Origin of the sequence: Pseudomaricurvus alkylphenolicus (genome assembly GCF_011683955.1) — a bacterium.
GTDB lineage: Bacteria > Pseudomonadota > Gammaproteobacteria > Pseudomonadales > Cellvibrionaceae > Pseudomaricurvus > Pseudomaricurvus alkylphenolicus.
Window position 1 is genome coordinate 39,665 of sequence record NZ_JAAQPI010000002.1, and the last position, 21,008, is coordinate 60,672.

Annotated in this window: 14 protein-coding genes; 8 read left to right on the forward strand and 6 right to left on the reverse strand. The window is 56.7% G+C overall.

Annotated features, from left to right (window positions below; all coding sequences use genetic code 11):
• The first annotated feature begins 109 nt into the window (after positions 1–109).
• The 3 genes from ppk1 to HBA55_RS05650 all read left to right on the forward strand — a co-directional run bounded on the left by ppk1 (position 110) and on the right by HBA55_RS05650 (position 5,632).
• On the forward strand, positions 110–2,308 hold the full coding sequence (ppk1, locus tag HBA55_RS05640; RefSeq protein ID WP_206019568.1) for a polyphosphate kinase 1: 2,199 nt from the start codon (positions 110–112) through the stop codon (positions 2,306–2,308).
• 63 nt (positions 2,309–2,371) lie between these two features.
• Complete coding sequence (locus tag HBA55_RS05645) at positions 2,372–3,880, forward strand: Ppx/GppA phosphatase family protein (protein ID WP_166988310.1); 1,509 nt, start codon at positions 2,372–2,374, stop codon at positions 3,878–3,880.
• A gap of 171 nt (positions 3,881–4,051) precedes the next feature.
• A complete protein-coding gene (locus tag HBA55_RS05650) occupies positions 4,052–5,632 on the forward strand; it encodes a cation:proton antiporter family protein (protein WP_166988312.1) in 1,581 nt (526 codons plus the stop codon).
• Between the two features lie 16 nt (positions 5,633–5,648).
• Here the strand turns inward: HBA55_RS05650 and HBA55_RS05655 are convergent, their stop codons facing one another.
• Positions 5,649–6,632 (reverse strand): SGNH/GDSL hydrolase family protein, encoded by a 984-nt coding sequence (locus HBA55_RS05655; protein ID WP_166988314.1) that lies wholly within the window; start codon positions 6,630–6,632, stop codon positions 5,649–5,651.
• 111 nt (positions 6,633–6,743) lie between these two features.
• Between HBA55_RS05655 and HBA55_RS05660 the strand changes: the two genes are divergently transcribed.
• Entirely contained in the window at positions 6,744–8,246 is a 1,503-nt protein-coding gene (locus tag HBA55_RS05660) for a response regulator (RefSeq protein ID WP_166988316.1), read from the forward strand.
• Positions 8,247–8,478: 232 nt separating this feature from the next.
• Here HBA55_RS05660 and HBA55_RS05665 read toward each other — a convergent pair whose 3' ends face one another.
• Positions 8,479–9,210 (reverse strand): helix-turn-helix domain-containing protein, encoded by a 732-nt coding sequence (locus tag HBA55_RS05665; protein WP_166988318.1) that lies wholly within the window; start codon positions 9,208–9,210, stop codon positions 8,479–8,481.
• 154 nt (positions 9,211–9,364) lie between these two features.
• Here HBA55_RS05665 and HBA55_RS05670 point away from each other — a divergent pair, with 154 nt between their 5' ends.
• The gene (locus tag HBA55_RS05670) at positions 9,365–12,532 is read left to right on the forward strand and encodes an MFS transporter (protein WP_166988320.1); all 3,168 of its coding nucleotides are present in this window, start codon (positions 9,365–9,367) and stop codon (positions 12,530–12,532) included.
• Positions 12,533–12,551: 19 nt separating this feature from the next.
• Here the strand turns inward: HBA55_RS05670 and HBA55_RS05675 are convergent, their stop codons facing one another.
• On the reverse strand, positions 12,552–13,520 hold the full coding sequence (locus HBA55_RS05675; RefSeq protein WP_166988322.1) for a D-2-hydroxyacid dehydrogenase: 969 nt from the start codon (positions 13,518–13,520) through the stop codon (positions 12,552–12,554).
• Positions 13,521–13,679: 159 nt separating this feature from the next.
• Here HBA55_RS05675 and HBA55_RS05680 point away from each other — a divergent pair, with 159 nt between their 5' ends.
• Complete coding sequence (locus HBA55_RS05680) at positions 13,680–14,057, forward strand: group II truncated hemoglobin (protein WP_166988324.1); 378 nt, start codon at positions 13,680–13,682, stop codon at positions 14,055–14,057.
• A gap of 151 nt (positions 14,058–14,208) precedes the next feature.
• Here HBA55_RS05680 and HBA55_RS05685 read toward each other — a convergent pair whose 3' ends face one another.
• The 3 genes from HBA55_RS05685 to glyA form a co-directional block, all read right to left on the reverse strand.
• On the reverse strand, positions 14,209–15,834 hold the full coding sequence (locus tag HBA55_RS05685) for an electron transfer flavoprotein-ubiquinone oxidoreductase (protein WP_206019620.1): 1,626 nt from the start codon (positions 15,832–15,834) through the stop codon (positions 14,209–14,211).
• A 171-nt stretch (positions 15,835–16,005) separates the two neighbouring features.
• Positions 16,006–17,517 carry a winged helix-turn-helix domain-containing protein gene (locus HBA55_RS05690; RefSeq protein ID WP_166988328.1) on the reverse strand — a complete coding sequence of 504 codons (1,512 nt, stop codon included), beginning with the start codon at positions 17,515–17,517 and terminating at the stop codon, positions 16,006–16,008.
• Positions 17,518–17,786: 269 nt separating this feature from the next.
• The gene (gene glyA / locus HBA55_RS05695) at positions 17,787–19,049 is read right to left on the reverse strand and encodes a serine hydroxymethyltransferase (RefSeq protein ID WP_166988330.1); all 1,263 of its coding nucleotides are present in this window, start codon (positions 19,047–19,049) and stop codon (positions 17,787–17,789) included.
• A gap of 243 nt (positions 19,050–19,292) precedes the next feature.
• On the opposite strand from glyA, the gene HBA55_RS05700 reads away from it, so the two are divergent.
• Together HBA55_RS05700 and smpB are read left to right on the forward strand one after the other, a co-directional pair.
• Positions 19,293–20,450, forward strand: a complete 1,158-nt coding sequence (locus HBA55_RS05700) for an aromatic ring-hydroxylating oxygenase subunit alpha (protein WP_166988332.1) — start codon at positions 19,293–19,295, stop codon at positions 20,448–20,450.
• 25 nt (positions 20,451–20,475) lie between these two features.
• Entirely contained in the window at positions 20,476–20,949 is a 474-nt protein-coding gene (gene smpB / locus HBA55_RS05705) for an SsrA-binding protein SmpB (protein WP_166988334.1), read from the forward strand.
• Positions 20,950–21,008 lie beyond the last annotated feature (59 nt).

The window sequence follows — 21,008 nt, forward strand, 5'->3', positions numbered from 1 at the left end:
GGGGCAATCATAGCCTGTTGAGATGGCCTCCGGGCAACAAATTTGCATGGACATTGCAGCCCTCAACTAACCTTAGCACGCAACAAAACTGTCATAAATGGGTCATACTATGTGGATTCATCCTCGCCCCACCCAAATGGACACGCAAATCACGATGCTGATCGAAGCCCAGGAAAATCAGAGTTCCGACGACGCCAACCCGCCGGCGCCACCCCCGTTGCCGCAGGTGCATCTACTTTCCAGGGAACTCAGTTGGCTGTCTTTTAATGAGCGGGTGCTGCAAGAAGCAGGCGACGAGAATACCCCCGTCATTGAGCGTATGCGCTTTCTTGGCATCTTTTCCAACAACATGGACGAGTTCTTCCGTGTGCGTGTGGCGGATGTTCGCCGCCGTATTCTGTTCCCACGCATCAGCCCCCAGACCATGGACGAAGTAAAGGCCGACGAGGAGCTGATGCAGCAAATTCAGGACAAGGTGGTTAAGCTCAATCGCCAGTTCGACAAGCTCTACAGGCAGGTCACCCGCGATCTGAAAGCGAACAATATTGTTATTCTGCCTGGCCATGAAGCCCTCAATGCCGAGCAGTCCGCCTGGCTAAAACAGTACTTTCGGGAAGAGGTGCGGGCCTATATCTGCCCCATCATGGTTCACAGCGACATGGACCTTGGCTCACGGCTGAGCGACAACGAATTCTATCTGGCGGTGGAAATGGAAGGCAGCCACGGTGTTGAGCACGCCGTACTTGAGGTGCCGACCCAGGAAACCTCACGGTTTATCCTGCTGCCCAACAGCCTGCAACCCAATAACAATCGGCAGCAGCAGTTCCTGCTGCTCGACGATGCGATCAAGCACTGCCTGGACGACATCTTTAGCGGCGCCTTTGCCTACGATCAAATCACCGCCTATTCCTTCAAGATGACCCGCGATGCCGAGCTGGATCTCAGCGACGAAATCGATCAAAGTGTGATCGACAAAATGTCCAAAGGACTGCGACGTCGATTAAGCGCCGAACCGGTGCGACTGGCCTACGACCAGAACATGACCGAGCCGCTTCTGAAGTTCCTGACCAAACGCCTGAAGTTCGCCTCCCACGACTCCCTGATCCCCAGCGGCCCCTATCGCAACTTCCGCGACTTTATCGGCTTTCCCAATGTCGGCGGCGTTTCACTGGAGCACAAGAAGCTGCCGGTTCTGTCCAGCAGCGCCTTTGATCGCTATGAAAACGCCCTGGACGCCATCGCTGCCGGCGACATCTTGCTGTATTACCCCTACCACTCGTTCGACTACTTTACGGAGCTGCTGCGCCAGTCATCGTTCGACCCCAAGGTACGCAGCATCACCATTAACGTCTATCGCGTGGCCAAGAATTCCAGGGTACTGCATTCGCTCTGCGACGCTGCCCGCAACGGTAAGAAAGTCACGGTGGTGGTGGAGTTGCGGGCGCGCTTTGACGAAGAGCACAATATGGAGCTCTCCCAACTGCTCCAGGATGCCGGTATTCGGGTTGAGTTTGGTATTCCGACACTCAAGATCCACTCCAAGCTGTGCCTCATCGGGCGTCAGGAGAAAGGCCGCGAACGTCTCTACGCCCATATCGGCACCGGTAACTTCCACGAAGGCAATGCCCGTATTTATACCGACTTCAGCTATTTCACTTGCCACCCGGAAATCACCCGCGAAGTCGCTCAGGTGTTTGAATTTATCGAATACAGTTACCGGCCGTTCACCTTCAAACACCTGATGGTAAGCCCGCTCAACAGCCGCAGCCGCATTCAGGAGCTGATCGAACGGGAAATGACGCTGGCACTGGAAGACAAACCCGCCTATATCCACATTAAGGTGAACAACCTCTGCGACCAGCATATGGCGCAACTGCTGAGCCAGGCCTCCATTGCCGGAGTCGAAATCAAGTTGCTGATACGCGGTATGTGCACCATGCGCACGGAGGACAAAGGCATTTCTGACGGTATCGACGTCACCAGTGTGGTTGACCGCTACCTTGAGCACGCCCGCGTGCTGGTGTTCGGAAACGACGGTGATCCCCTGGTGTACATCACCTCGGCCGATCTGATGACACGCAATATTGACCACCGGGTGGAAGTGGGTGTCCCCATTCACGACCCTCTTCTCAAACAGCAGATTATCGATATTCTTAACCTGCAGCTCAGCGACAATACCAAGGCCCGACGCATCAATCGAACGCAAAGCAACCCCTATGTGGAGCCCCAAAGCAGCCGTCGGATTCGCTCGCAAATTGCCATTCACCAATATCTCAGTAAAATTGAGCAGCAAGACAGCGAACAATAACCGCCTCTGAGCCCTCTTTATGGTCTAAAGTCAGAGGGTGGTATAAGAAGAGAGACAGGGCCATTGACTGAACGTCCCCGGCGTATTGCCGCGATTGACCTCGGCTCCAACAGCTTCCACATGGCGTTGGCCGAAGTGGACCAGCACGGCAGCAAGACCTACCACCGCGAAAAACGCAAGGTGCGCCTCGCCGCCGGCCTTAACCGGGCACAGCAGCTGGATCATGCCTCCATAGAACGGGCGCTGCAGGCGCTGGCCGTGTTTGGCCAGATTCTGGAAGATTTTGAGCCAGATGAGGTCAGGGCAGTCGGGACTTACACCTTTCGCACCGCCTCCAATATCGACCTGTTGACCCAGGCGGCTTATCAACACCTCCCCTACCAGATTGAAGTTCTCTCCGGCACCGAGGAAGCCCGCCTGATATACCAGGGCATCAGCCATGATCAGCACCTGGAAGATCTGACACTGGTGATCGATATCGGCGGCGGCAGTACCGAGCTGGTCATTGGTCGGGGCCACCACCCGGTTCTGCTGCACAGCTGCAATATGGGCTGTGTCAGTTTGACCGAGCGCTTTTTCCCCGGCGGTGTGATTACCGAGGCCGGCTTTGATCAGGCCATTCTGTTTTCCGAACAGCAACTGGAAGCCATTCGCGTCCGCTATATCAACCTTGGCTGGCAAGGCTGTATCGGTTCATCCGGCACTATCAAGGCCCTGGCTGCCTGCGCCGAGGCGATGGGGCTGTCCAACGGAGAGCTGAATTCGGACATTCTCAAGACCATCAAATCGGAGCTGATAAAAGCGGGCACCGCGCAGGACATTACCCTGCCTGGCATCAACGAAGACCGCACCCCTGTCATCTGCGGCGGGCTGGCGGTGCTGATCGCCGCTTTTGATCTGCTCCACATTGATCAGCTGTTGTTTTCCAGTGCGGCGCTGCGCGAAGGGCTACTGTGTGAATCCCGTGAGCGAATGCAGCAACAGGATATTCGCCAGAACAGCGTCAAGCAGTTATCGCGGCGGTTTTCCTGCGACACCCTGCAGGCCGATCGCGTGGAAAATACAGCGCTGGAAATATTTAACGCTGTCAGCGAAAGCTGGCACTTCGATTCCGAAGACTACCGCAAGCTCTTAAGCTGGGCCTGCCAACTCCATGAAGTGGGTTTCCAGATTCACCATATCGGCAGCCACAAACACGCCGCTTATATCGTGCAGCAATCCGCCCTGGCGGGATTTACTGCCGAACAGCAAAGCACCCTGGCGTTTATTCTGCTGAACCAGCGCAAATCGTTAAAGATCGACCAATTACCAAGACTGGTCTGCCTGCAGCAGCAATCCGTCTTTCGGCTGATATTGATCCTGCGCTTATCCATTCGACTCAATCAGTTTCGCCAGAGCGAAACCCACCACAGTTTCCAGGTCAGCGCCGATGCCAAGGGACTGAACCTGGTCTTCCAGCCGCTGTGGCTGAAACGACAACAATTGTTCAGTGCAGACCTGCTGGCGGAGAGTGAACAGTTTGCGCCCTTGGGTATCAATCTTACTTATCGTTTCCTACCACCAGGCACTTAAACAAATGACGCCGGAAAGTTCAGAGGGGAAGTCGAGTATTATTATCAACATCGCTTTCTTCGGATGCTGCGCGCAGCCGTAGTTTGTGAGCCCCAACCCTTGAGACAAACACTGGTTTAAGCGCCCACACATGGGTAAGCTATCGGCTTTTTCGCCGCGACCCTTACCCAAATGGACTTTATCTGGATTCTGTTTGCCTTTATCTGTGGCCTGGGCGTTCGCCTGCTGGCACTGCCTCCCCTGATCGGCTATTTGATTGCCGGCTTCGTCCTGCATTTTCTGGGCGTTGAACCCAGTGCCGACCTTCAAACCCTGGCCGATCTTGGCATCACCTTAATGCTGTTTACGATCGGACTGAAACTCAACGTTCGCGATCTGGGGCAAACCGAAGTCTGGGCGGGAGCCCTGGGGCATATGGGCGTGTGGACATTACTGGTTGGCGGCCTGCTGCTGGTATTTACTGTCCTGGCGAGTGCGCTCTGGGGTCCCATTTCCCTGGAGGCCGCCGCTCTACTGGCGTTTGCCTGCAGTTTTTCCAGTACCGTGTGCGTGGTCAAGCTGCTGGAGGAAAGCGGCGAAATGAAAACCCGCCATGGCCGCCTGGCGATCGGCATATTGGTGATGCAGGACGTTGTCGCCGTGCTGTTTTTGGCCCTGGCGACCGGCAAGGCCCCCTCCCCCTGGGCGATGTTGCTGCTGTTATTGATTCCCGCGCGGCCGTTGCTGGGCATGCTGTTACAAAGGGCCGGCCACGGTGAGCTGTTGCCATTAACCGGCTTTTTTCTGGCCCTGGGTGCCTACGAGCTGTTTACCCTGGTCAACGTGAAAGGCGACCTGGGTGCCCTGATTGCCGGCATGTTGCTCAGCGGGCACGGCAAAGCCACCGAACTGACCAAATCATTGCTCAGTTTTAAAGATCTGTTCCTGATCGGCTTCTTTCTCTCGATTGGATTTACCGCGCTGCCGGACTGGAACATGCTGGCAGCGGCCCTTATCATCGCGGTACTGCTGCCCCTGAAGTTTGTGATGTTCTTTACTTTCTTCTGTGGTCTGCGACTGCGAGCGCGCAATGCTTACCTGGCATCATTGGCGCTTACCAACTTCAGTGAGTTTGGGCTGATTGTCGCTGCCATTAGCGTCGACAATGGGTGGTTGGATAAGTCCTGGTTAGTCATACTGGCCTTGGCGGTTTCGATCTCATTTGTCTTTACCAGCCTGGCCTATCGCTCCGCTCACAACTTCTACGGTCGCCACAAAGAGTCCATCAAACGCTGGCAACACAATAGTCGCCTGCCCCGTGACCTTGTTCACCAACCCGATAACGCAGAAATTTTGGTTATCGGTATGGGGCGTGTCGGCAAAGGCGCATTCGATGCACTGAAACAACAGCTGGGTGATCGGGTCTGGGGAATGGATGCCGACCGTGAACGGGTTGGCAAGGTGCAGCAGGAACTGGGCGAGCAGGTGTTCTGCGGCGACGGTGAAGACGCCGACCTTTGGGAAAATATCGACACCTCGAAGATTAACCTTGTGCTGCTGGCCCTGCCCTCCATTGAGGACAACATCAATATCACCGGCCAGCTGCACCGTCACCCCGGTTTTTGTGGGCAGGTTGCCGCTATCGCACGCTACGAGGATGAGCGCCAGCAGCTGCTCGACGCCGGTGTGGATCGGGTGTTCAACTTTTACACCGAGGCTGGCACCGGCTTTGCGGAAGAAAGCCTGGCGATGATCAGCCCCGCCTCGCCGTAAACCAGCTCTGGGCTTATCACCCCGACGCCTGCTGGATCATTGCCTGCTGGAGTGTGGGCAGCAGGCGCTCGGCGATGCGACTGAACCCCATCTCATTGGGGTGCAGACCATCGTTGCATAAGCCCCGCCAATCGTCGCGCCCCAACAGGGCCAAACCGTCTACCACGGATACGCGGTCACCCATCTCCGAAGCGGCCTCGGCAACGACAGAACGAATGCCGTCTGAAAGCTGTGCGAAGCGTGGGTCGTAGAATTCCCGGGAGGAAAAGATGGGAGTGACGCAGAGTATCGGAACCTGCGGTTGCGCCTCCCTGATTTGACTCAGCATTTGTCGGTAGGCGCCGACCGGCTGAGTGCCGTAGGATTTGCCGAGATCCAAAATCACAGCGGCCGCGGAACACTCGGCAAAACACGCCACTACTTCTGGTTCTGCCCGCCCGGCACCATAAAACCCGAAGTTAAACAGCTCCCTGTTGAGTTCACGACCGATAATCGAGGCATAACTCAGATAGGAACATTGCGCGCCGGCTCCCTGAGCAATGGAGGAACCATAGAGCAGCAGAGGTTTTGCCTCTGCGTGCTGCAAGGGCGAAACCGTCCCCGCTTCGTCCACCCCGATTTGCAGGCTATCCACCTCCTGCTGGTGGGGCAGATAGAGTTCGAACTGGCGGGACTGACGAGGCAAATCCCGAAACAGGCACTGATCCACCAATTCACCGCGGCGTAAATGGACCGTTTTCCAGTAGATGCCGTCGACCAATAGATCAATGCCACAACCCTTGCTGTGAGTGCTCCCCAGTGCCTGTAAATGCAGACGCGAGGTATCGCTGGCAAAGCGGATTTTAACGCCTGCGGGAAAGCGGCTTTGTTCCGCCACGGCGTCGGGTAAGGCCGACAGTGTCCGTGGCGCCAGCCGGTAAAATCCGTGCAGGCTGTGAGACAGACCACTACAAAGATGGCTGGCGCCAGACAGACTGATCCACTGTGGGTTGCGCACCATGGAATCTCCTTACGTCTCCAGTGCAAATAGCGCTATTGGCGCCATTGTAACGGCAAGCGCACAATTGCGACTATACTTGTAGCCGAGCTTCTCCTGCTAAGGATAAACGGGATGAACAAACGGATATTGATTGCCGAATCCAGCCAATCCATTGCGACATTATTTCAGCTCAGGTTGGAAGAAGCCGGCTTCAGGGTGGATGTATGCCGCAGCCTTAACGATTGCCAATTGCTGCTGGAGGGCAGTGTACCGGACTTGGTTTTGAGCGCCATGGAGCTGCCGGACGGTACCGGTGTGCAGCTGTGCGAACAGCTTAAGCGCAATACCCGCACCGTGCTGGTGCCCGTCATATTGATGTCGGGCCAGGATTCCAGCGAAAAGGCCGATATCGCCTATAGTGCCGGCGCCACCGATTTTATCAGCAAGAGCGGCAACCTCACTTTCCTGGTGGAGCGCATCAAATCGGCCCTGTTCCACCACAGCACCATCCCCTTCGGTTCGCGCCATCGCAACAGTCACTTCACCATACTTCTGGCTGAGGACAGCGCCGTCCAAAGGGAGCTATACCAAGAGCTGCTTGGACCGCTGGGGTACCGTCTGATTCAATGCGAAGACGGAGAGGAAGCCTGGGAGCAGATTCTAAAGGAAAGGGATCGCATCGACCTGATCATAACGGATCTGCATATGCCCCATCTGACCGGGGAGGAACTCTGCCATCTGGTGCGAGCCAATGCCAACTTCGATCACATTCCCATTATTGTCGTCACCAGCCGCAGCGAAGAATCCCTGCTGGTGCGGCTGTTACAGCGCGGCGTGACGGACTACCTCACCAAACCGTTTCAGTGTGAGGAATTTATCGCCCGGGTACGGGTGCATCTGCGCAACCGGCTTCTCCACAAGGAACAACAGTTCTTGCAGCACGAGTTGCAGCAGCTCAACAACAATCTGGAGCTGCAGGTGCGTCGGCGCACCGAAGAACTGCAGGAAGCCAACATCAGTACCATTTACAAACTGGCTGTTGCCTGTGACTACAAAGACAAGAGCACAGCATTTCATATCAGCCGTGTGCGCTGCTATATGGAAGCCCTGGCACGGGCCTCCGGAGTGGCTGCGGAACCCGCCCGCGAGATGGGTTACTCCAGCATGATGCACGACATCGGCAAGATAGGTGTTCCCGACCGCATTCTCAATAAAGCGGGACAGCTGGACGGGGATGAATGGCGTATCATGCAATCCCACACCATCAAAGGCGCCGAGATTCTGGGTAACCACCCCTTTTTCAGCGTGGCGCGGGAAATTGCCCTCTATCACCACGAAAAATACGATGGCAGTGGTTACCCCCATCGCCTGAAAGGGGAAGACATTCCCTTGCCCGCCCGTTTGATTGCTGTTGTTGATGTATTTGATGCCCTGACCTCAGAACGCACCTACAAACAGGCATGGGACATCGAAGATGCGCTCAAGGAGCTGGAATCTCTGGCGGGCAGCCATTTGGATCCAAAGATCGTGAAGACCTTTATACGCCTGCAGCGCTCGGGGGCACTCAACCCTATCCGGGAACGTTACCCCTTGGGCAGTGAACACAGCCCACAGGAAGGCATGCAGCTCGGGTGATTTAGCAGGGAAACAGATTGGCCGGATTCCAGAGAATTCTCAATGAGTTCAGGCAACGCTGTAACCAGGTGCCTATAGAGCGATAAGCGGCAATAAACATGATCAGACATCCTTTGATGTAGGCAACGGACGCCAGTCTGGACCTGTGGTGCAGGGTTTTAAACCCGCTTGGTGGAAGTCTCGCCAGTTGAGCCCTGGGGGATTAAACGCCGCTACCCGCTATGGCATGTCCTCAACGCATATTGCCCTTGAAGTGGTCAAAGTTCCAATGGCGCAGCGCCAACACCATGGTGGTGCCGAATTTTTCCCCCATGGGCAGAGCCCGATCATCTTGCATGACCTGGTTAAAATCCTGCGCCAGCTTCTGCATTTTTTTCTGCATCTCCGCATTGCCGGCACGGCTGAGCAGGCCATTGAGCACCAATAGTTTTTCGTCCTCCGCATCAAAACTGGAGCGGAAGAATTCCTGTTGTACGGTGGTGTGAAAAAACTTCTGGATGGGACCATTGGACCGCCAGCGAAAATTGGGGGCCACCTTCAACTTGATGCGGTTATTGGGCAGCAGTTCGATTATCTTGAGCCGATCCAGGTGCGCCAGCTTGCGGACACAGTCCGTTGCGGAGAGCTTGTAGGTCTCCAGCAGTTCCTCATAGGTGTAACCGTTGATCACACTAAGTGCCACCATCAGCAGGATAAAATCCTCGGCCACCTCCTTTTCCTGCTGCAAGGTCAGCTGCATAAGCTGGGGCTGCTCCTGTTTCATCAGCGCCACCAGTTCCGCCAGATCCAACCCTATCAGCTGACAAACGGTTTCGAGCCGCTGCAGCGTCAGGTTCTCACCGGCGAACAACCGCTTGACCGAGGCTTCGCTCAGATCGAGTGCGCTGGCCACGTCCACATAGGTTTTGCCGTGCGCCTTGAGTTGTTTTTTGAGAGTGGCAATCAATGCCGTCGCCTGAGCCATGTCTGCCTTTCCTTTTACGGATGCTCCCTGAAAAGTATCAAATATCAATACCCACGGCGCCCTAAACTACTACAATTGCCAATGCAGTTGTAGCACGTGCGCGCGTGCGGCAATCTCAACGGACTCTAATCACAGGCAAGGATACACAGCCCTCATGAACAAGCTTCTCAAGGTCAGCGGCGCCCTCCCCTTTTTGCTGGCGGTGTTTCTCAACGCGTTTGTGGATCTCGGCCATAAGATCGTCATCCAGAACACCATCTTCAAGATCTACGATGGCCAGGAACAGATCATCCTGACGGCCATCGTCAATGGCCTGATTTTGCTGCCCTTTATCCTGCTGTTCAGCCCCGCGGGTTTTGTCTCCGACCGTTTCCCCAAAAACCAGGTGATGCGTATGTCGGCCTGGGCGGCGGTGGTGCTGACCCTGGGCATTACCGCCTGTTACGCCCTCGGTTGGTTCTGGCTGTCTTTTGCCATGACCTTCCTGCTGGCGGTGCAGTCAGCCCTCTACTCTCCTGCCAAATACGGCTACCTGAAGGGCTTCTTCGGCAAGCAACATCTGGCCGAGGCCAACGGTATCGTACAGGCCATTTCCATTGTGGCGATTCTGGCGGGCACCCTGCTGATGTCCGTACTGTTTGAGGCCTGGTACCCCGAAGGCAACGCCGACAAGGGCGTCGTATTGCAGCAACTGGTACCCATCGGCATGTTGCTGGTGGCAGCAAGCCTGCTGGAGGTGGTGATGATGTACCGGCTGCCAAAGGTGGACGAAGGGGATGCCACACAGCAGTTCGACACCAGAGCGTTTGTTCAGGGTCGCCTCTTCAAAAGCAACCTGCAGCCGGTGCTCAGCCGCGATGCCATTCGCCTCTCAATTATCGGGCTGGCCATGTTCTGGTCCATTGGGCAGGTGATGCTGGCCAGCTTTCCGGCCTTTGCCAAAGAACAGATGGGCGAAACCAATACCCTGGTCATCCAGGCCATTATTGCCGCTACCGGCCTGGGCATTGCCCTGGGCTCGGCGACAGCCAGCCGTTTATCCCGCAATTACATTGAAACCGGCCTGGTGCCCCTGGGCGCCGCCGGTATCGGCCTCGGCCTGTGGCTGCTGCCGACCCTGGAGTCCCCCTGGACCATGGGTCTGGACTTTCTGCTGATCGGCACCATGGGTGGCCTGTTTATCGTACCGCTGAACGCCCTGATCCAGTTTCACGCCGGCGACAATGAAATGGGCCGGGTGCTGGCTGCCAACAACCTGATCCAGAATATCGGCATGCTCAGCTTTCTGGTAGTGACGGCGCTGTTTGCGGTGTTTGGCATCAGCAGCAAGCAACTGTTGCTATTGACCGCTGTATTCGCGGTGTTGGGCGGCTGCTATACGGTCTACAAGCTGCCACAGAGTCTGGTGCGCTTCCTGCTGACTTACCTGATGAGTCGCCACTACCGCATCAATGTGCAGGGCATGAATCATGTCCCTGAAAGCGGCGGTGTGCTCTTGCTGGGCAACCACATCAGCTGGATCGACTGGGCCATTGTTCAGATCGCCTACCCCCGCCCGGTCAAATTCGTGATGCTGAAGAGCATTTATGAGCGCTGGTATTTGAAGTGGTTCTTCAAGCTGTTTGGCTGTGTTCCCATCGAATCCGGCGCCAGTGCCCAGCAGTCGCTGGAGCAGGTGGCAGACTTACTCAATGAAGGCAAAGTGGTGTGCCTGTTCCCTGAGGGCACCATCAGCCGCACCGGGCACCTGGCCGAATTCCGTCGCGGCTACGAGCGTGCCGCCGAGGCCGCCAATGCGGATGTGGTGATCCAGCCTTTTTATCTGCGCGGCCTCTGGGGCAGCCAGTTCTCCCGCTCTTCAGACAAGCTCAAGCACCTGCGCTCCACCCCCGGTGGCCGCGATCTGGTGGTGTCCTTTGGTCGCCCCATTGACCGTCTGACCCCGGCCGAAGTGCTCAAACGCAAAGTCTTTGAGTTGTCCATCGACTCCTGGCAGGACTATGTAGCCACCTTACCCACTCTGCCAGAGGCCTGGATCAACACCTGCAAAGAACAGCGCGCGGAGTTGGCGGTTGCCGATGTGAAGGGGCAGTCTCAGTCGGGGTTGGAAGCCCTTAGCCGGGCCCAGTGGTTAAGCAAACAGGTGCTGCAAAACAACAGCGCGAAGAATGTCGCGCTATTGATGCCCGCCAGCACCAGTGCGGCGATTACCCATATGGCCGTGCTGATGTGCGGCAAGACGGCGGTCACGCTGGATCCGTCTCTTACCCCTAGTCAACTGCAACAGGCTCTGGAAAAGGCCCGGGTACAGACTATCTACACCTCCGCCGCTAAAGCACCGGAGCTACAGGCAACCCTTGAGCAAGCATCATCCGGGTATCCGTCGCCTGTGATTATCGAAATTGATTCACTGCTCGCCCAACAGCCGCTTAAAGATCTGCGTCGCCGAATGCTGACCAATCGCCTGCTGCCCAGCTCCGCCATTCAGTGGTTGAGCTGCCGCAAACAATCCGCCCAACGTACCGCTGCCATTCTTTTCCGAGCAGACGAACAGGGCGTTTACGGCGCCAAATTCAGCCATGCCAACCTGATGGCGAACCTGAAGCAGATGTCTGATGTACTCAACAGTGAAGACCAGGATGTGATGCTGGCGACCGAGCCATGGCATGAGTGCGCGGGACTGACTCTGCAGCTGTATATGCCCCTGGTGGAAGGCATCCCTCTGGTGTGTCCCGTTGCAGACGCCGAGCCGCTCGATCTGGCCAAAACTATTGCCCGCTACCGCATCACCCTGCTCTGCAGCCAGGGGGCACAACTGCAGGGTTTTCTGGACGAACCCAAGGTGCATCCGTTGATGCTGGACAGCTTGCGACGGGTGGTTGCGCTGGGCTATCGCGAACATGAAGAACTGGACAAACAATACCGTCTGCGCTTCGGCAAACCGGTGCTCGATGCTTACTGCGCGTCGGCCACCGCGCCGGTAACCAGCATCAACCTGCCGGACGCCATGGACTTTGGCGACTGGAAAGTGCAACTGGGTGGCAAGCCTGGCGCTATGGGTATGCCGCTGCCGGGCAGCAGCTTCAAGGTGGTGGATCCCCTGAGCCTCGAAGAGCTGCCCTGCAACAGCGTCGGGCTGGTGCTGATGGGTGGCGTTCAGCTGACCCAGGGCGTATTGGGTGATCAATCCAATAGTGCCACCCTGTCGCTTGACGACGGCTTGTGGCAACCCACCGATCAGCAGGGCCGTATGGATGCCGACGGATTCCTCTGGATCGAGGCGCTGGCCGAGACCTCAGATGCCGACGCCGCATCGGCCTGACACATCGGCCTCGATGGGCTCAAACCTGATTTTGAGCCTCGCCCGCGAGGAACGCCTGCAGATTGGCAACGGCAATATCCATCAGCCGTTGCCGGGCAGCCAGGGTGGCCCAGGCGATATGAGGCGTTACCGTGCAGTTCTCCAAGGCCACCAGAGGGTGATCCGCACTGGGTGGCTCCACAGCCAGCACGTCCAGGGCAGCGCCGGCAATTCGGCGCTCATTCAGGGCTTTCTCCAAAGCCGCTTCATCGATCAACGGCCCACGACCAGTATTAATCAGATAGGCGCTGGACTTCATGCGGTTCAGAAAGGCTTCATTCACAAACGCTTTGTTGGCGTCTGTTAACGGGCAATGCAGGCTGATCACATCGCTGTTTGAAGCCAATGTTTCCAAATCCGCGAACTCCACTCCCTCGGGCAGGGATTGCGGGCGGGTTCGAGTATTGACCAATACCTTCATACCAAACGCCCGGGCAATCGTTGCCACTTGTCTTCCGATCGCACCGTAACCCACCACACCCAGTGTGGCGCCAGCCAGCTGCAGCATTGAGTGGTCGTAGTAACAGAAATCCCGACTGGCCGCCCAGCGCCCCTGTTTTACGGTATCGCCGTAGTAAGCGATGGGTTGGGCCCAGTTAAGCAATTGGGCAAACACAAACTGAGCCACGGAATCCGAACCGTAGGCCGGTGTGTTGGTTACCACAATACCGCGCCTGCGGGCAGCCTCCACATCCACAATGTTGTAACCGGTAGCCAGCACACCGATATAACGCAGCTTGGGCAGGCGCTCCATAGCGGCATCGTCAATGGGCGTCTTGTTGGTAAATACCACCTCGGCATCAGCACACCGCTCTACGACTTCCGCCGGCAGAGTGTGGTCATAGTGGGCCAACTCACCCAATTGACTCAGTGACTCCCAGCTCAAATCACCGGGGTTGAGGGTATAGCCATCGAGGACCACCATTGCTGGGGATTTAGCGTCTGACATGATTTCCTATACTCGATTTACTGCGGAGTTTGGTAAGCCATTCGGACGTGCTCAGAAAGCGCCCGGAGGACTAAACTGCTGTTGACGGCGATCAAGATGCCGGCGCCGCCATTGTGCCAAACTCCAGAGCACAATCCGACAAGAAAGACAGAGATAGCCATGAATCAACAATCCCCCTACCAACTGCTGGGCGACGACAAAATCCGTGAGTTGGCGAGCGCCTTCTACGACGCCATGGACGAGCTGACAGAGGCCGAAGACATTCGCCGCATGCACAGCGACAATCTCGATGAGATCAAGGAAAAGCTATACGAATACTTGTGTGGCTGGATGGGCGGACCGCCCAAATATATGGAAAAGTACGGCACCATTTGCCTGACGGATCCCCACAAGCCCTACGCCATTGGGGCAGAGCACCGCGACCAGTGGTTACTGTGTATGGATCGGGCTCTGGAAAAGATCGGGGCCCCTGAGCAGGTCAAGACCATGCTTAAGGACCCTATGTATGATCTGGCGGATTTTATTCGCAATACATAGAAGTTGCGTGCCGCCGTCAATGGTGGATTACGCTTTGCTAATCCACCCTTCTACGCAACTTGAAGGTGCGTCGATACTGCCCACTGGGTAGGGTGGATTAGCCGAAGGCGTCGCCTGGAGCGCCTACTTTTGGAATCCACCGAGGCCGCAGTTACATGTTGGGATAATTAGGCCCACCGGCACCTTCAGGTACCACCCAGGTGATGTTCTGGGTCGGGTCCTTGATATCACAGGTCTTACAGTGCACGCAGTTCTGGGCGTTGATTTGCAGGCGCTTGTCCCCGCTTTCCTCTTCCATAATCTCGTACACACCCGCCGGGCAGTAACGCTGAGCTGGCTCGTCGTACTGGGCCAGGTTGACCTTGATGGGCACATCCGCGTCCTTCAGGGTCAGGTGGCAAGGCTGGTCTTCCTCGTGGTTGGTGTTCGACAAGAACACGGAGGACAGCTTATCGAAGCTCAGTTTGCCATCGGGCTTGGGATAGCTGATGGGTGAGAACTGAGACGCGGGCTTAAGCTGGGCGTGATCCGCAACCGGGTCGGACAGGGTCCACGGGAGCTTGCCATTGAAGATGTTGATATCGATAAAGGCGTAGGCGGAGCCCAGGAAGTTGCCCCACTTGTGCTGGGCCGGGCCAAAGTTACGCTGAGCCCAGAGCTCCTGGTAAGCCCAGGAATTCTTGTAAGCGCTGTCGAATTCCACCAGATCATCATTACCGCGCTCGGCTTTTATGGCCGCGGCGACACACTCGGCCGCTACCATACCGGACTTCATGGCGGTGTGGCTGCCCTTGATCTTGGCGAAGTTCAGGGTACCGGCGTCGTCACCGATCAGCAGGCCACCGGGGAAGTGCATCTTGGGCTGACTCTGGATGCCGCCCTTGGTGATAGCACGGGCGCCGTAGCTGGTGCGCTCGCCACCTTCCAGGTACTGGCTAATCACCGGGTGGTGCTTGTAGCGCTGGAACTCGTCAAACGGGCTGATGTGCGGATTGCTGTAGGACAGGTCAGTAATCAGACCACAGACCACCTGGTTGTCTTCAATGTGATACAGGAAGCTGCCGCCAGCCGCGCCGTTTTCGGCCAGAGGCCAGCCGGCAGTGTGTACCACCAGACCCTGCTTGTGGTTCTCAGGTTTGACCTTCCAGATCTCTTTGATGCCAATACCGTAATGCTGGGGCTCTTTGCCGGCGTCCAGGTTGAACTTGGCGATCAGCTGCTTGCCCAGGTGGCCACGGCAACCTTCGGCAAACAGCGTGTACTTGCCGTGCAGCTCCATGCCAGGCATGTAGGAATCTTTCTGCTCGCCATTCATGCCGATGCCCATGTCACCGGTGGCAATGCCTTTGACGCTGCCGTCTTCGTTGTACAAGACTTCTGCAGCGGCAAAGCAGGGGTAGATCTCGACGCCCAGGGCTTCGGCCTGCTCGCCCAACCAGCGGCACAGGTTACCCAGGCTGATGATGTAGTTGCCTTCGTTGTGCATGGTTTTAGGCACAAACGGACCAGGGATCTTCTGGCCTTTCTCGGCGCTTTGCAGCAGGTAGATATCGTCTCCGGTCACTTCGGTGTTAAGCGGAGCGCCTTTTTCTTTCCAGTCGGGGAAGAGCTCATTGAGGGCAGTGGGTTCGAACACGGCGCCAGAGAGGATGTGTGCACCCACCTCGGAACCCTTCTCAACCACACAGACACTGATGTCTTCGTTCAGTTGGCGAATGCGGCAGGCGGCGGCGAGTCCGGACGGGCCGGCACCGACGATAACCACATCGTATTCCATAAATTCACGTTCCACGGTCTTGCTCCTCTAATCTAATTGTCTGTCTGAGCTCGAATGACTGGCTTGGCTAATCTACCAGACAGAATATAGACCGTTTGTGAAAGGTGGATCACCCCGGAGGGTGAAATAAGGGTGAAGCCCTGTCGTGGGTTAACAAAGAGCGGGGAAGGCTCAAGGGTTACCGGAACGAACCTTGAGCAGCGCCTGGGTGCGGTTCTCCACCCCCATTTTGCCGTAGAGGTTACGGATATGGACCTTGAGGGTATTGATGGAAATATTGAGCCGATCGGCAATTTGCTTGTTGGACAAGCCTTCGCCCAGCCAATGCATCACCTGCTGCTCGCGCTGGGTCAGGGGCTCTACCTGGGGTTCCTGAAGCTCAGTGGGGCGCAAATCGTCACCAGCATCACTCTCATCCACTGACACCGGCTTACCCTCGATCAACTTTTGCAGGGGCTCAGGCAGCTGTTGCTGACGCTCTGGCGATAGCGAGTTGATCCAGCGTTGCAGCCGCACCATGTCTTTTTCACCCAGCGGCAACTGTTGCAACAGCTCAACTATCCAGGGCCAGTCATCGAGGGCAACGGCCTGCTCCATAGCCTCTTCCAGATAACCTGCCTGCTCCAGCCACTGGCCGGCCCGGAAACGGATTTTGCGCTGCTCCGCCGGCGGCAACTGGGAAAAGTGCTGCAACAGAAACTGACGAAACAGATCATGGTAGCGGAACCAGGTGCCATGGTTATCCAGGGGCACCAGGAACAGATTCAAGCGATCCACCGTCTGCAGCTGGGCCTGACTATCATCCGCCTCGGCCAGGGCATTGGCGAGCGCCACGCAAAAGCGGCGTGGCAAAGCGGTCAAGGTCAGAAAACGCTGTAATTCGGGGGACTGAATGGCAAATACTTCTTGCAACAAATAGTCTGCCACATCCCGATTGAGGGGCCGGGAACCACGCCCGCCCGCTTTGGCCTCTTTGCCGCTGGTACCCGGCTGCTCATCAGAGACATTCTGGTCAGGATGGCGCTGCAAGGATAGGGCTAACAACTGCAAACCCGCAGGCCAACCCTCACTCTTGTAGGTGAGGCGGCTGATCGCATCACCGTCGAGCCCCAGCGACATGGTTTCGCGGAAGAAGGTCTGGATTTCATCCTCGCCAAACTCCAGCTCAGACACCCCCAGCTCCAGCAGCTGGTTATTGACCCGGCGCCTGGCCAGCGACAAAGGCGGCTCACTGCGGCTGGTCATCACCACACGCAAAGCCGCCGGCAAATGATCGAGGAACAAACCCAGCTGTTGCAGCAGCTCCTCGTCCTGCAGCTCGTGGGCATCATCCAGAACCACCGTCAGCGCCTGACCGGCGCTGCTGCCAACGCTCAACTGATCCAAATCATTGAGTAGGGATACCACCACCGATTGCAGATCGGGCTCCCCCTCCTCCAACAGAGCCAGAGCCTCTTCACCCACACTGGGTTCAATTTCGCGCAACGCGGTGATCAAATGGCTCCAGAACAAGGGCGGTGAGGACAGGCTCTGATCCAGCGTCAGCCAACAGAACGACTGCGGGTGGCTATGGAGCCACTGACTGATCAAAGTGGTCTTGCCATAGCCCGCCGGCGCGCACACCAGCACCAGCTGCCCACCCGCCGACTGCTGCAGGCGCTGCACCAGATGGGGTCTGGGCACGCACTGAGGTCGCAAGGGTGGCAAATAAAAGCGGGTCTTTAGCAGCATGGCATATTGGGCAACGGAAGCAGCCCGAGAATTCCTATGTGGGGACCTGTGACTTAAGTCGATACCTTAAAAGGTTCAACGGTCCGGATTCAAGTATAGACTTCGGCTGTTGCTCGAAGACGTCGCTCCCGGCATCCATGCCTCCCGCGACATACCGTACATCCTGTACATAAAAAAGCCGGAGGTTTTCTCCGGCTTTTTGGTTATTTTCCGTTCGGTAATTAACCGTAAACGGGGAAGCGCTTGCACAGGTCCAGCACTTTGGCCTTCACCTCGGCAATCATCTGCTCAGAAGTGCCGTTTTCCAGGCTCTCGAGCACATCGCACATCCAGTTGGTCAACTGAACCGTCTCTTCCTCGCCAAAACCACGGGTAGTAATGGCCGGAGTACCCACACGCAGACCGGAGGTTACAAACGGAGAGCGGGGGTCGTTGGGAACAGAGTTCTTGTTAACGGTGATGTTGGCTTCACCCAGCGCCGCATCGGCGTCTTTACCGGTGTACTCTTTACCGATCAGGTCCACCAGCATCAGGTGGTTTTCAGTACCGCCGGAAACAATCTTGATACCACGCTCGATAAAGGTGGCGGCCATTGCCTTGGCGTTCTTAACAACCTGCTGCTGATAGGTTTTGTAGTCCTCAGACATGGCTTCTTTGAACGCCACGGCCTTGGCGGCAATAACGTGCATCAGAGGGCCGCCCTGGCCACCGGGGAATACGGCAGAATTCAGCTTCTTCTCGATCTCTTCGTTGGCACGGGCCAGGATGATACCGCCACGGGGGCCACGCAGAGTCTTGTGAGTGGTGGAGGTGACAACGTCCGCCACAGGCACGGGGTTGGGGTAGACACCCGCAGCGACCAGACCGGCCACATGCGCCATGTCCACAAACAGGTAAGCACCCACTTTGTCGGCGATCTCGCGGAAGCGGTTCCAATCCATGATCTGGGAGTAAGCGGAGAAACCGGCCACGATCATCTTGGGCTTGTGCTCCTCAGCCAGACGCTCAACTTCGTCGTAATCCACCTCACCGGTTTCGGGATTCAGGCCGTATTGTACGGCGTTGTACATCTTGCCGGAGAAGTTAACGGAGGCACCGTGGGTCAGGTGGCCACCGTGGGCCAGGCTCATGCCCAGAACTGTATCGCCAGGCGTACACAAGGCCTGATATACCGCAGAGTTGGCCTGAGAGCCAGAGTGCGGCTGAACGTTGGCGTAATCGGCGCCGAACAGCTGCTTGGCGCGATCGATGGCCAGCGCTTCGGCCTGGTCCACGTACTCACAGCCACCGTAGTAACGCTTGCTGGGGTAACCTTCGGCGTACTTGTTGGTCAGCTTGGTGCCCTGAGCCACCATCACCATGGGGCTGGTGTAGTTTTCAGAGGCGATCAGCTCGATGTGCTCTTCCTGACGGACTTCTTCCTTCTGGATGGCGCTCCAGAGCTCCGGATCAAAGGCTTCGATGGTCTGTGATTTATCAAACATGGGTTAACCCTGTGCTTAACTGGTGAGGACGGTTATGAGAGGGCGCGAATTGTACACTAATCGGCTGTCGGGACGCACCCATGAAACAGGATTTTTCACAGCCATCCGGATTGACCTGCTATTGGCCATTTCGCTCAATCTTATTGACCTTTGCCGGTCTGGCCTTTTCCCCCACCCATCCTGTGCCTATAGTGGAAACAGAACCTGTTCGAGTCCTCCAATAAAAGCTAAAGAAGGCCGAGTATGAACATCTCCGACCCCCGCTATGGGCTGTTTCAAACCCTGCAGCAATGCGTGCGCGAAAACCGCCCCCAGGACCCCATGGCCACCAGCGAGGTGGACTGCCGCTACTACACGGATCCTGCCTGGTTTGACCATGAGATGAAGACCATCTTCAGCGATGTGCCGCTGATACTGGGGCCGGCCAGTATGCTAAAAGAGCCCGGCGAGCATATTACCCACGACCACACCGGCAAGCCCATTCTACTGGTGCGGGGGCGGGACCGGAAACTGCGAGCGTTTTTGAACGTCTGCCGACACCGGGGCGTGCGTCTGGCGGATGCCCCTGAGGTCAAACGCAAGCCGACCTTTACCTGCCCCTACCACCACTGGACTTATGCCCTGGATGGGGAACTGACCCATGTTCCTGTCGAAGAGAGCTTTCCCGATTTCGACAAGCACTGCCGCAGCTTGGTGGCACTGCCCACCGAGGAGGCACACGGACTGGTGTGGGTCAACCCAAACAAAGAGGGCACCCTCAACCTGCCGGGCTTTCTCGGCAATATCGCCCGGGATCTCGACAACTTTGGCCTCGCCGACGACCACTTCTTTAAGCAGACCGTTCAAACCCGCCAATGCAACTGGAAGCTGATTGTGGAGGCCTTCCAGGACGGCTACCACGTGACACGACTGCACCAGCGCAGCGTCGGTGGTTTCTTTCTCGATTGCGTCGCCGCCCAGGAACGGGAACAGCAGCATATCCGCTCAATCGTGGCCCGCAAAGAATTCGCCGAATCGCTGCAGCTGCCACCGGAGCAGTGGGACTTTCGCAATCACGCCTCCTTCGCACACTTTATCTGGCCCAACACCATTATGGTGTTCCACCCCGATTACATCAGCCAGATGGCCCTTTACCCCCAATCGCCCAGCGAAACCGTGGTGGTGCACAGCTGCGTGATCGACCGCGAACCCCTGTCCGAGGCCGAACTGGCGCACTACGAGCGGGGCTTTGCCATGATCGAAGACGGTGTCTTTAACGCTGAAGACCTGCATGTGTGCGAGCAGGCCCAGATCGGTATGGACAGCGGCGCCAACGATACCTTACTGATCGGCGGCCACGAGGGTGGCCTGCGCAATTTTTATGAGATTGTGGAAGAAACAACGGGCCCCTATCGCCCCTGACCACATCCGGCTATAATCCGCCGCCATGGCCAAGAAGAAACCCAAACCCTCCAGTAATACCATCGTTCTCAACAAGAAAGCGCGCTTCGATTATCACCTGTCTGATAAATACGAGGCGGGCATTGCCCTGAAAGGCTGGGAAGTGAAAAGTCTGCGTGAAGGCAAGATCCAGATCGTGGACAGCCACGTGTTCTTTAAGAACGGTGAAGCCTGGCTGCTCAATGCGCAGATCCAGCCATTAAACACCGTCTCCACTCACTTTGTGGTGGAACCCACTCGCCAGCGCAAACTGCTGCTGCACCGCAAAGAAATTGCCAAACTGCAACAGGCGGTTGAGCAAAAAGACTACACCTGCGTTGCCACTGCCCTCTATTGGAAGAATCACCTGGTCAAATGCGAAATCTCGCTGGCTAAAGGTAAGAAGCTGCACGACAAGCGCGAGACTGAAAAACAGCGGGACTGGAACCGCGAAAAACAGCGGCTGTTCCAAAAAGGCTGATCCCGATAAATACCGTAGGGCGGATTAGGCGAAGCCGTAATCCGCCGAAATGGCATCGC

Coding starts and splice junctions, on each gene's coding strand:
- HBA55_RS05665 (WP_166988318.1), bottom strand. CDS start 9,210: ATGGCTCAGGCGACGGCATTGATTGCCACTCTCAAAAAACAACTCAAG.
- smpB (WP_166988334.1), top strand. CDS start 20,476: ATGGCCAAGAAGAAACCCAAACCCTCCAGTAATACCATCGTTCTCAAC.
- HBA55_RS05700 (WP_166988332.1), top strand. CDS start 19,293: ATGAACATCTCCGACCCCCGCTATGGGCTGTTTCAAACCCTGCAGCAA.
- HBA55_RS05680 (WP_166988324.1), top strand. CDS start 13,680: ATGAATCAACAATCCCCCTACCAACTGCTGGGCGACGACAAAATCCGT.
- HBA55_RS05660 (WP_166988316.1), top strand. CDS start 6,744: ATGAACAAACGGATATTGATTGCCGAATCCAGCCAATCCATTGCGACA.
- HBA55_RS05685 (WP_206019620.1), bottom strand. CDS start 15,834: ATGGAATACGATGTGGTTATCGTCGGTGCCGGCCCGTCCGGACTCGCC.
- HBA55_RS05675 (WP_166988322.1), bottom strand. CDS start 13,520: ATGTCAGACGCTAAATCCCCAGCAATGGTGGTCCTCGATGGCTATACC.
- ppk1 (WP_206019568.1), top strand. CDS start 110: ATGTGGATTCATCCTCGCCCCACCCAAATGGACACGCAAATCACGATG.
- HBA55_RS05670 (WP_166988320.1), top strand. CDS start 9,365: ATGAACAAGCTTCTCAAGGTCAGCGGCGCCCTCCCCTTTTTGCTGGCG.
- HBA55_RS05650 (WP_166988312.1), top strand. CDS start 4,052: ATGGACTTTATCTGGATTCTGTTTGCCTTTATCTGTGGCCTGGGCGTT.
- HBA55_RS05655 (WP_166988314.1), bottom strand. CDS start 6,632: ATGGTGCGCAACCCACAGTGGATCAGTCTGTCTGGCGCCAGCCATCTT.
- glyA (WP_166988330.1), bottom strand. CDS start 19,049: ATGTTTGATAAATCACAGACCATCGAAGCCTTTGATCCGGAGCTCTGG.